Annotated in this window: 13 protein-coding genes; 5 read left to right on the plus strand and 8 right to left on the minus strand. The window is 67.1% G+C overall.

All coding sequences use genetic code 11. The annotated features are described in order from the left end of the window. Nucleotides 1-86 precede the first annotated feature (86 nt). From LB566_RS30315 to LB566_RS09820, 3 genes are all read right to left on the minus strand, one after another. Complete coding sequence (locus tag LB566_RS30315) at nt 87-212, minus strand: hypothetical protein (RefSeq protein ID WP_263498079.1); 126 nt, start codon at nt 210-212, stop codon at nt 87-89. After that, nucleotides 209-715, minus strand: a complete 507-nt coding sequence (locus LB566_RS09815) for an Lrp/AsnC family transcriptional regulator (RefSeq protein ID WP_140499160.1) — start codon at nt 713-715, stop codon at nt 209-211. The genes LB566_RS30315 and LB566_RS09815 overlap by 4 nt, the downstream gene beginning before the upstream one ends. Nucleotides 716-841: 126 nt before the next feature. Beyond that, nucleotides 842-1,714 (minus strand): LysR substrate-binding domain-containing protein, encoded by an 873-nt coding sequence (locus LB566_RS09820; protein WP_224624259.1) that lies wholly within the window; start codon nt 1,712-1,714, stop codon nt 842-844. A gap of 159 nt (nt 1,715-1,873) precedes the next feature. Between LB566_RS09820 and LB566_RS09825 the strand changes: the two genes are divergently transcribed. Together LB566_RS09825 and LB566_RS09830 are read left to right on the plus strand one after the other, a co-directional pair. Next, the gene (locus LB566_RS09825) at nt 1,874-2,080 is read left to right on the plus strand and encodes a hypothetical protein (protein WP_224624260.1); all 207 of its coding nucleotides are present in this window, start codon (nt 1,874-1,876) and stop codon (nt 2,078-2,080) included. Further along, nucleotides 2,073-2,831 (plus strand): sulfite exporter TauE/SafE family protein, encoded by a 759-nt coding sequence (locus tag LB566_RS09830; protein ID WP_224624261.1) that lies wholly within the window; start codon nt 2,073-2,075, stop codon nt 2,829-2,831. The genes LB566_RS09825 and LB566_RS09830 overlap by 8 nt, the downstream gene beginning before the upstream one ends. A 37-nt stretch (nt 2,832-2,868) precedes the next feature. Here the strand turns inward: LB566_RS09830 and LB566_RS09835 are convergent, their stop codons facing one another. Beyond that, the gene (locus LB566_RS09835; protein WP_140552008.1) at nt 2,869-3,318 is read right to left on the minus strand and encodes a universal stress protein; all 450 of its coding nucleotides are present in this window, start codon (nt 3,316-3,318) and stop codon (nt 2,869-2,871) included. Nucleotides 3,319-3,536: 218 nt separating this feature from the next. Between LB566_RS09835 and LB566_RS09840 the strand changes: the two genes are divergently transcribed. Beyond that, nucleotides 3,537-4,118 (plus strand): histidine phosphatase family protein, encoded by a 582-nt coding sequence (locus tag LB566_RS09840; RefSeq protein ID WP_224624262.1) that lies wholly within the window; start codon nt 3,537-3,539, stop codon nt 4,116-4,118. Between the two features lie 6 nt (nt 4,119-4,124). On the opposite strand, the gene LB566_RS09845 is transcribed toward LB566_RS09840, so the two are convergent. The 3 genes from LB566_RS09845 to LB566_RS09855 all read right to left on the minus strand — a co-directional run bounded on the left by LB566_RS09845 (nt 4,125) and on the right by LB566_RS09855 (nt 6,591). Further along, nucleotides 4,125-4,526: a VOC family protein gene (locus LB566_RS09845; RefSeq protein ID WP_224624263.1), complete on the minus strand. Its 402-nt coding sequence runs from the start codon at nt 4,524-4,526 to the stop codon at nt 4,125-4,127. A 141-nt stretch (nt 4,527-4,667) separates the two neighbouring features. Continuing rightward, nucleotides 4,668-5,420 (minus strand): pseudouridine synthase, encoded by a 753-nt coding sequence (locus tag LB566_RS09850; protein ID WP_224624264.1) that lies wholly within the window; start codon nt 5,418-5,420, stop codon nt 4,668-4,670. A gap of 286 nt (nt 5,421-5,706) precedes the next feature. After that, nucleotides 5,707-6,591, minus strand: coding sequence for an aldo/keto reductase family oxidoreductase (locus LB566_RS09855; protein WP_224624265.1), 885 nt, complete (start codon nt 6,589-6,591; stop codon nt 5,707-5,709). Nucleotides 6,592-6,686: 95 nt separating this feature from the next. On the opposite strand from LB566_RS09855, the gene LB566_RS09860 reads away from it, so the two are divergent. Further along, nucleotides 6,687-7,586 (plus strand): LysR family transcriptional regulator, encoded by a 900-nt coding sequence (locus tag LB566_RS09860; RefSeq protein ID WP_224624266.1) that lies wholly within the window; start codon nt 6,687-6,689, stop codon nt 7,584-7,586. Nucleotides 7,587-7,663: 77 nt separating this feature from the next. On the opposite strand, the gene LB566_RS09865 is transcribed toward LB566_RS09860, so the two are convergent. Beyond that, the gene (locus tag LB566_RS09865; RefSeq protein ID WP_224624267.1) at nt 7,664-8,509 is read right to left on the minus strand and encodes a helix-turn-helix transcriptional regulator; all 846 of its coding nucleotides are present in this window, start codon (nt 8,507-8,509) and stop codon (nt 7,664-7,666) included. 90 nt (nt 8,510-8,599) lie between these two features. On the opposite strand from LB566_RS09865, the gene LB566_RS09870 reads away from it, so the two are divergent. Then, nucleotides 8,600-9,490, plus strand: a complete 891-nt coding sequence (locus LB566_RS09870) for an SDR family oxidoreductase (RefSeq protein WP_224624268.1) — start codon at nt 8,600-8,602, stop codon at nt 9,488-9,490. The last annotated feature ends 13 nt before the right edge of the window (nt 9,491-9,503 follow it).

Raw genomic sequence — 9,503 nt, forward strand, 5'->3', positions numbered from 1 at the left:
TTGTCGTCTTGTTGTCTACCCTACAGGGTGCTTTTTGAGCGGCGGCGCCGTTGCCGGCGGCGGCCACCGTTCGAAAATCCGTCTCCTCAGTGCCGGGCCACCGTTTCGGCGACCGTGACGCCGCGCCTGGCCCACGCGTCGACGAAAGGCGCGTCCGGCACATGCAGCAGCGAGTTGAACAGGCCGAGGCCCCCGAAAGCCGCTATCCTCATGCCGGCTCCTTGCGAATGCTGTCGTCCGACCAGCAGCCTTCCGGCAGGCTGACCCATTTGTTGCAGGACGCCATGACCACGAAGGTCTCGCTGCGCACGACCTCGCCCGGCTCGCCGGCGCCCGGTATCAACTCGCTGGTGACGCGGTAGAGATCGGCGACGTCGCCGGCCACCGTCACGTCGACGATGATGTCGAAGCGCCCGGTGACGACCGAGGCCGAGTTGACGAAGGGCAGTTCGGAAATGCGTTGCGCCAGCTCGCGGGCGCGGCCGCGCCCTTGCGCGTTGATGCCGACGATGGCCGAGATCAGTTCGGGGCGTTCGGTGAGGTTCAAGAGCCCGACGATCTTGAGCAGGTTGCGGTCGAGCAGGTTGCGCAGCCGCGTGCGCACCGTCGGCACCGAGATCGCCAGAATCTCGGCGAGGCGGTTGATGCCCGGCTGCGCGTCCTGCGACAACTGTTTGACCAGTCGCCGATCGGTCAGATCGAGATGTTCCCGCAAATCCCCCGTCTTTCATAAAACGAAAAAAGCTAGGCGATTTTTTTGCCTATGTGCAAACAAGCTATTTCATGGATTCCTTAAAGGCAAGGCATGATTCCACGCGAATTCAGCATGTGGGCGGCGGCTTCACACCAGTGCGGCCACCAGCAGCTTGGCCTGCGGCGTCAACTTGTCGAAGCGGCGGGCGCAGAGATTGAGTTGACGCGTCGCCCATTCATCGGTCAGCCGCAGGCTGCGCAGGTTTCGCGCCGAGCGACGGGCGGCGCTTTCCGGCACGATGGCGATGCCGACGCCTTGCGCTACGAGCCGGCAGACATTGTCGAGGCCAGGCACGCGAATGCGCATATGCAGATGACCGCCAAGGCGCGCCGCCTGCCGGTTAATGTGTTCCTGCAGCGGATGGCCGGCTGCGAGTCCAACGAAAGATTCGCCCAGAACGTCGGCGAGGCCGGTGGCGCGGCCTTCGAGGCCGGGGCGGTTGCGCGCGGCGATCACCACCAGCCTATCGACGAAGAACGGTTTCTGGTCGAGATGCGAAAGGCCGGCCCAGGTCGCGGCAATGCCAAGATCGGCGGCGCCGCTGGCCACCGCCTCGGCGATCTCGTGGCTGGGGCGCTCATCGAGCTCTACGTCGATGCCGGGATGCGCGACCAGAAAGGCCGGCAGCCTGTCGCGCAGAAGCCCGCTGGTGGCGGCCGTGTTGGCGAGCAGGCGGACCCGCGCACGCAGGCCGGTGGCATAGGCGCCGAGCTCGCCGGCCATCGCCTCGATCTGGTTCTGCACCGCGCGCGCGTGGTGCAGCAGTGCCTGGCCGGCGGCCGTCGGCACCACGCCGCGCCGGCGGCGCTCCAGCAGCGGGGCGCCGAGCCTGTCCTCCATGCCCTTGATGCGGGCGCTGGCCGAGGCCAGCGCGAGGCCCGCGAGCTCGGCGCCATGGGTGATGCTGCCGCGCTCGGCAACCAGCAGGAACAGCCGGAGATCGACGAGGTCGAAGCGCATCTTTTTTCCTCCCGCAAGACAGCCCGGACACACGCGATCGACAGCGATCCGGCCGATCGCTTTCAGCGCCAGCCTTCGGCTCAGCCGAAGGCTGGCGTCGCAATTCCCACATTGTGGGTGACGGCGAATTTCGTCAAACAGTTTCGGTGGAGGTCCATGATGAGAAAACCAGCATCGAACCGGCAAGGGCTCGGCATTGCTGAAAGCGCGGCGATGCTGCTGGCGGTCGCCGTTGCCCTTCTGGCCATGGCGCGCACGGATCCCAGCATGCCAGGATGCGCCATGACATCCACCCCTGCCGGCAGCGACGCCGCCGGACTAGCGGCAGCCAGGACCGACGCCGCCGACATGCTGCTCCATGATTGAGCCGCTGAGCGCCGCCGCCGTCGCCTGGGTCTGCGCCGTCTTCCTTGCCGCCGGCTTCGTCAAGGGCGTGGTCGGGATGGGCCTGCCGACGGTGGCGATGGGCCTGCTGGCGGTGACCATGGCGCCGGCCGAGGCGGCCACGCTTCTGCTGATCCCGTCGCTGGTTACCAATCTGTGGCAATTGTCCACCGGTCCTTCGTTCGGCGGGCTCGCCAGGCGGCTATGGACGATGATGGCCGGCGTGGTGATCGGCACCGTTGCCGGCGCCGGCCTGCTCACCGGCGCGCATACGGCGGCCGCGTCCGGCGCGCTCGGCGTGGCACTGATGCTCTACGCCTTTCTCGGCCTCGCCAAGGCCGGCTTTTCGACGCCGCCACGCCACGAGGCCTTGCTGTCGCCGCTGGTCGGGGTGGCGACCGGCCTGGTCACCGGCGCCACCGGCGTCTTCGTCATTCCGGCGGTGCCCTACCTGCAATCGCTGCGGCTGGGCAGGGAAGAGCTGATCCAGGCGCTCGGCCTGTCCTTCACCGTGTCGACGGCGGCGCTGGCCATCGGGCTGTTCAGGGCAGGCGCCCTGGCGTCGCCGACGGCCGGGCTGGCGGGCTCGGTCGCGGCGCTGGCGCCTGCGCTCGCCGGCATGGCTGTCGGCCAGGCGCTGCGACAGCGCATGAGCGTCGAGACTTTTCGCAAAGTGTTCTTCGCCGGGCTCTTGGCGCTTGGATTTTATCTCATGGCCGAAGCGGCATTCTGAGTGCCGCTTGCAGGGCGCCGACCCGGCCGGACCCGGCCTACCGCACCACCAGGACCGGGATTTCGCTGTAGGAGACGACTTCCGCCGTCTGGCTGCCCAGGAGCAGCCTGCCCAGTCCGCGGCGGCCGTGCGAGGCCATGACGATCAGGTCGCAGCGTTCGGTCTGCGACAGTTCCAGGATCGCCTCGGCGGGCCTTCTGTCCTCGATGTGCACGACCTTGGCCGACACGCCCAGCCCCTCGGCGGAAGCCTTGCATTTGTCGAGCACTTCCTTGCCGTATTTGCGGGCTTCTTCCTGATAGGCGGCCAGCTCATCGCCCGCGGCGTAGCCGGCCATGGCGCCGCCCCAGGCGAAGATCGGGAATTGTTCCGAGACGGTGACAAAGGTCACGGTGGCGCCGAGGCCCTTTGCCAGCCCGAGGCCGTGGGCAACGCCCTTGTCGGCCAGTTCCGACCCGTCGGTGGCGATGAGCAGATGTTTGTACATGATGATCGTGACCTATCGTGCTTGGTGAACTATGGACCACACATAGTTATGCCCGGCGCCCAGTCATTGTGCCAATGCGGCGGGGATCAGGGCCAGGGAATGTGGTGGGCATTGTGTGGACCGCACCCAAACGGGCGTTCCCCCCCGGACTTTCGCGCCAGCTGGATTCCCCTTCGCCGCATCGTCCTCTAAGGTGCGGCAACTTCGAAAGGGCCGTCATGAGCAGTGCGTTTCCTCAAATCCATCTGGTCCGGCATGGCGAGACGGCGTGGAGCCTTTCGGGCCAGCACACCGGCCGCACCGACATGCCGCTGACGGCGGCCGGCGAGGCCGCCGCGCGGGGTGTGGCGGATCGGCTGAAAGGCCTGCCGTTTTGGGCCGTGTGGTCGAGCCCCTCGCAGCGCGCCTACAACACCAGCCTGCTTGCCGGTTTCGGGGCGCAAAGCATCAAGATGGACGACCTGCAGGAATGGGACTACGGCGCCTATGAAGGGCGAACCACCAGGGAGATCCTGGCCGAACGGCCGGGCTGGAACGTCTTTCGCGACGGCTGCCCGCAAGGCGAAACGGCGGCCGATGTGGGCGCCCGCGCCGACAGGATCATCGATCGCCTGCGCGAGGCAAATGCCGACATGCTGATCTTTTCCAGCGCGCACTTCCTGCGCGTGCTCACCGCCCGCTGGCTCGGCTTGCCGCCGGAGGACGGCGCGCTGTTCGTGCTCGATACGGCCAGCATCAGCGTGCTCGGCTACGAGCATGACCTCGGCGAGCCAGTGGTGCGCAAGTGGAACGGGAAGTAGGGCGGCCTAGCTGTCTAACTTCCGGATCGCCTCGGCGGTTACCGGCGTGAAGAAATTCACCAGATTGCAGTCGGGGTCGCGGAACAGCAGCGAGCGGTTGCCCCAAGGCATGGTGGTAGGCTCCTGGACAATTGCGCCCTTGATGGTTTCCGCCAGCCTGGCGAATTCGGCATCGACGTCGCCGACCCGGAATTCGATGATGGCCGTGCGGTTGTCGGCTGGGCGGGCGATGTCGCTGCCGAACAGCATCAGGGTGCGCGTGCTGCCGATCGCCAGCGTGCAGGCCGGTGTCGCCAGTTCGGCGAAGTCCTCCGTGTACATCGTCACCGGCATGCCGGTGATCTCGCCATAAAAGCGCACGAGGCGCTGGACATCGGACGTGATGATGCGGACAGAGACGAAATTCATCGCATTGGCTCCTTGATCGTCGAAACCGCGGCTGGGCCCCCGGCCTTCTATAGGCCGGGGCTCCTGACAGCTTTCCGTCAGGAGACGGAAGTGCCGGCGCGATTTCAGATCTGCCGAACGAAGTGCCGACCCTGCGCCTATTCACCCCGCCAGCAGCGCCAATTCGTCGGGCGTCAAATGCCTCGCCGTACCCTTGGCGAGATCGCCGAGCGGCAAGCGGCCAATGGCGACGCGGATCAGGCGCTTGACCTCGATGCCGTGGGCGGCGAGCAGGCGCCGGATGTGGCGGTTGCGGCCCTCGTCGAGCACGATCTCCAGCCAGGCGGTGCGGCCGCCGCTGCGCAGCAGCTCGATCGAATTGGCGCTCAAGGTCTCGCCGTCGACACGCACGCCGGCGCGCAGCGCTTCCAGCACCGCCGCGTCGGGCACCGTACCGATCTGGACATGGTAGGTCTTGGGCAGGTGCGAGGCCGGGTCCATCAGCCGGTTGGCAAAGCGGGTGTCGTTGGTCATCAGCAGCAGGCCTTCGCTCGCCTTGTCCAGCCGGCCGACCGGCGAGACGAAAGGCAGGTCGAGCCCTTCGAGGCAGGCATAGACGGTGTCGCGCTCGAGCGGGTCGTCGCGGGTCGTGACCAGCCCACGCGGCTTGTTGAGCATGAGATAGACCTTACGCTCGGCAACGATTTCTTCGCCGTCGACGACGATGCGGTCGCGCTTCATGTCGACACGCAGGGAGGCGTTGCGCGCGACCTTGCCACCGACGCGCACGCGGCCGTCGGCAATCAGCCGCTCGGCCTGCGTGCGCGAGCACAGGCCGAGCTTCGACAGCGCGCGGTTGAGGCTGACGCCGGTGCTTGCCGGTCTATCGGTGTTTTCTGTCCGCCGTGGTGTCATCTTGCAGTCGCCGGTTCGGTCGACTGATGGCATGGGCGACGCTGGCTTCGCAAGCCGGCGGAGGGAGTTTCAGCACCCGCTGTCGCGCTCTACGGCGCCCCCCTCTGTCCTGCCGGACATCTCCCCCACGAGTGGGGAGATTGGCCGTCATCACGGCCTTCGCCGATCTTCGACGTTGCAGAAATAGAGAGCCGACGATCAAGCTGCCGATCTCCCCCCAAGTGGGGGAGATGTCCGGCAGGACAGAGGGGGGCGCCGTAGAGCGCCACGCTCACGGCATAGCACCTCAGGCCGCTTGGTGGGTCTCGTCCGCGATCCCGTTCAGCACGGCAAGCGCGTCGGCCGGCAGCTCCAGCTCCGCCGCCGCCAGGTTCTCGCGGAGATGACCGACCGACGAGGTGCCGGGGATGAGCAGGATGTTGGGCGAGCGCTGCAACAGCCAGGCGAGCGCCACCTGCATGGGCGTCGCGCCGAGTTTTTGCGCGACATCGGCCAGCGTGCTGGATTGCAGCGGCGTGAAGCCGCCGAGCGGGAAAAACGGCACATAGGCAATGGCGTCGGCGGCAAGCTCGTCGATCAGCGCGTCGTCCTCGCGATGCGCGATGTTGTACTGGTTCTGCACGCAGACAATGTCGGCGATGCCACGTCCCTGCGCGATCTGGGCGCGGGTGACGTTGCTCATGCCGATATGGCGCACCAGGCCCTGATGCTGCAATTCGGCGAGCGTGTTCAACTGCGGCTCGAGCGAACCTTCGGCGGGCCCGTGGATGCCATGCATGGAGCGCAGGTTCACCACCTCGATCACGTCCAGGCCGAGATTGCGGAGATTGTCGTGCACGGCCTGCGTCAGTTCCTGCGGCGACATTGCGGGGATCCATGATGCATCCGCGCCACGCCGGGCACTGATCTTGGTGACGATGGTGAGATTGGCGGGGTAGGGGTGCAGCGCCTCGCGGATGATCTGGTTGGTGACGTGCGGACCGTAGAAATCGCTGGTGTCGATGTGGTCGACGCCGCTCGCTACCGCCTCGCGCAGCACGGCGAGTGCCGCATCGCGGTCCTTCGGCGGGCCGAACACGCCGGGTCCGGCCAGTTGCATGGCGCCATAGCCGAGGCGCTTCACGGTGCGGTCGCCGAGCTTGAAGGTTCCGGCCTTGCTGATGTCAGTCATGGTCTCAATCTCCTGTGGATCGGCCCAGATATAGACAATGCACGCTTGCGCGATAATATGGCGCAATCGGCACAGGCTGTGCGGAAAGGCGAACAATGGCGGATCTGGGCGACCTCCAGGCTTTCATGGCGGTGGCGCGCGCCGGCGGTTTTCGCGAGGCGGCCAGGGTCAGTGGCGTCAGCGCCTCCAGCCTCAGCGAAACGGTGCGGCGGCTGGAGGCCGGGCTCGGCGTGCGGCTCCTCAACCGCACCACGCGCAGCGTCGCCCCAACCGAGGCCGGCGCGCGCCTGCTGGAGCGGCTGGGCCCCGCGATCGGCGAGGTCGAGGCAGCGCTCGATGTCGTCAACGGCTTTCGCGGCCGCCCAGCCGGCACGCTGCGGCTCAACGTGCCTGTCGTGGCGGCGAAACTGGTGCTGCCGCGCCTTCTGCCACCCTTCCTTGCCGCCTATCCCGACATAAGACTGGAGGTGACCGCCGAGGACAGTTTCGTCGACATACTGGCGAGCGGCTGCGATGCCGGCATCCGCTATGACGAGCGGCTGGAGCAGGACATGATCGCCGTACCGATCGGCCCGCGCCGGCAGCGCTTCGCCACCGCTGCCGCAACGGCCTATCTCGACCGGCGTGGCCGGCCCGACCATCCGCGCGACCTCCTCGATCACGCATGCCTGCGCGGCCGCTTCGCCAGCGGCCTGACGCCGCCCTGGGAGTTCGAGCGCGACGGCGAGATAGTGAGCGTCGAGCCGAACGGGCCGCTGCTGGTCAGCACCGGCACGGCTATGGCGCTTGCGCTCGATGTGGCGGTCGCCGGCGGCGGCATCGTCTCGCTGTTCGAGGACTGGCTGCGCCCCTATTTCGACGATGGCAGGCTGGAGCCGGTGCTGGAGCCCTGGTGGCAGGAGTTTTCCGGCCCGTTCCTCTATTACCCCGGCCGCCGCCTCATCCCGGCGCCGCTGCGGGCATTCATCGACTTTGTCGGCGGGATGCGGTGGTGAGGCGCCGCGATGACGGTTTCATGGGACGCATCGTCGGACGCAACCCGCCGCCCATTTCTGGAATGTTCCAGGAGGGATCATCGCGGCGGGTCCAATGACACCTTGGCGCGCTTCGCCAGCTCGCGAATCTGCTCCGCGACCGCGTTGTCGACCGGATTGTAGACGGTCAGGCTCAGATCCGGGCGGCCGTCGACCGCGAACCCCGAATATTCCAGCTCGATATCGCCGAGCACCGGGTGCTTCAGCCGCTTGGTTCCGTCGCCATGGCTGAGCACGTCGTTCTCGCGCCACAGGGCGGCGAATTCGGGGCTGGCGCTGCACAGTTCGTCGACGAGTTCGCGTACCTCGGACACCGCGCCGGCACGCGCCGCGTCGGCGCGGAAGGCGCCCACCACGAAACGGGCGAGGCTTTCCCAGTCGTGCTGCTTTTCCCGGATGGCCGGGCTGCGGAACATGAAGCGCAAAATGTTGCGCTGGTAGGCGGGCAGGGCGCTGTAGTCGGTCAGCACGACCTGGGCGGCGCGGTTCCAGGCAACGACATCCCAAGTGGCGGTCCTGACCAAGGCGGGGCTCGCTTCAAGCGTGTCGAGGAGGCGCTGCAGCCGGGGGCTGATGCCTTCCGCGCCGATATAGCGGACCTCGGGCGGGCGTCCGAGCCCGAGCATGAAAAGATGCTCGCGCTCGGCCTCGGTCAGCATCAGCCCCTTCGCGATGCGGTTCAGCACATCGGCCGAAGGCGCGCCGCCACGACCCTGCTCCAGCCATGTATACCAGGTAGGGCTGATGTTGGCGCGCTGGGCCACCTCTTCCCGGCGCAGCCCCGGCGTGCGCCGGCGCCCTGAAAATCCGAACGAGGCCGGATCGAGCCGGGAGCGCCGGTCTCTCAGAAACGCCGCGAGCGAACCGGCGGAATTGGTGGGCATCCTGTTAGCCATTATACCACGATAAGATCACTACTTTAATGGAATAGTAGGCCGGCGATACTGCGCAGGCAATCGTGCAGGAGAATTCGCATGCGTATCTTTTTGACCGGCGCGACCGGTTTCATAGGCTCGGCGCTCGTTGCCGAGCTCATCAAGGCGGGCCATCAGGTGGTCGGCGTCACTCGCTCCGAAGCGGGGGCTGAAGCGCTGACGGCGGCGGGCGCCGAGGTGCATCGGGGAACGCTCGAGGATCCCGAGGGCCTGCGCGACGGCGCGGCGAAGGCGGAAGCGGTGATCCACACGGCCTTCGACCATGATTTCTCCCGCTTTGCCGAGAATTGCGAGAAGGATAGCCGCGTCATCGCGGCACTCGGCCAGGCATTGGCCGGATCCGACCGGCCGCTGGTGATCACTTCCGGCGTCGGCGTGGGCAGCCCCGGACATGGCGAGCTTGCCAGTGAAGACGTCTTCAACGCCAGCCATCCCAATCCGCGCATCGCCTCGGAGCTCGCCGGCAATGCCTTGCTGGAAGCCGGCGTCAACGTCTCGGTGGTGCGGCTGCCGCAGGTTCACAACCCGGTCAAGCAAGGGCTCATCACGCCACTCATCGAAATCGTGCGCCAGAAAGGCGTTTCGGCCTATGTCGGCGAGGGCCGCAACCGCTATGCGGCGGGCCATCTCCTGGACGCGGCGCGCCTCTACCGGCTGGCGGTGGAAAAGCGGCAGCCCGGCGCGCGCTATCACGCGGTCGGCGAGGAAGGCGTCGAAGTACGCGCGATCGCCGAGGCGATCGGGCGGGGCCTCAACGTGCCGGTGGTTTCGATCGCGCCGGAACAGGCGGCGGAGCATTTCGGCTGGATGGCGATGTTCGCCCCGATGGATCTGCCGGCCTCCAGCGCGCTGACCCAGGCGCGGCTCGGCTGGCAGCCGACCGGCCCGACGCTGATCGCCGATCTCGAGGCCATGCGGTACGACGCTTGACGCGCCGATAAAG

Origin of the sequence: Mesorhizobium sp. CA13, assembly GCF_020165235.1 — a bacterium.
Classification (GTDB): Bacteria; Pseudomonadota; Alphaproteobacteria; order Rhizobiales; family Rhizobiaceae; genus Mesorhizobium.

Coding starts and splice junctions, on each gene's coding strand:
- LB566_RS09855 (WP_224624265.1), bottom strand. CDS start 6,591: ATGACTGACATCAGCAAGGCCGGAACCTTCAAGCTCGGCGACCGCACC.
- LB566_RS09820 (WP_224624259.1), bottom strand. CDS start 1,714: ATGCGCTTCGACCTCGTCGATCTCCGGCTGTTCCTGCTGGTTGCCGAG.
- LB566_RS09845 (WP_224624263.1), bottom strand. CDS start 4,526: ATGAATTTCGTCTCTGTCCGCATCATCACGTCCGATGTCCAGCGCCTC.
- LB566_RS09830 (WP_224624261.1), top strand. CDS start 2,073: ATGATTGAGCCGCTGAGCGCCGCCGCCGTCGCCTGGGTCTGCGCCGTC.
- LB566_RS30315 (WP_263498079.1), bottom strand. CDS start 212: ATGAGGATAGCGGCTTTCGGGGGCCTCGGCCTGTTCAACTCGCTGCTG.
- LB566_RS09865 (WP_224624267.1), bottom strand. CDS start 8,509: ATGCCCACCAATTCCGCCGGTTCGCTCGCGGCGTTTCTGAGAGACCGG.
- LB566_RS09825 (WP_224624260.1), top strand. CDS start 1,874: ATGAGAAAACCAGCATCGAACCGGCAAGGGCTCGGCATTGCTGAAAGC.
- LB566_RS09840 (WP_224624262.1), top strand. CDS start 3,537: ATGAGCAGTGCGTTTCCTCAAATCCATCTGGTCCGGCATGGCGAGACG.
- LB566_RS09850 (WP_224624264.1), bottom strand. CDS start 5,420: ATGACACCACGGCGGACAGAAAACACCGATAGACCGGCAAGCACCGGC.
- LB566_RS09870 (WP_224624268.1), top strand. CDS start 8,600: ATGCGTATCTTTTTGACCGGCGCGACCGGTTTCATAGGCTCGGCGCTC.
- LB566_RS09835 (WP_140552008.1), bottom strand. CDS start 3,318: ATGTACAAACATCTGCTCATCGCCACCGACGGGTCGGAACTGGCCGAC.
- LB566_RS09860 (WP_224624266.1), top strand. CDS start 6,687: ATGGCGGATCTGGGCGACCTCCAGGCTTTCATGGCGGTGGCGCGCGCC.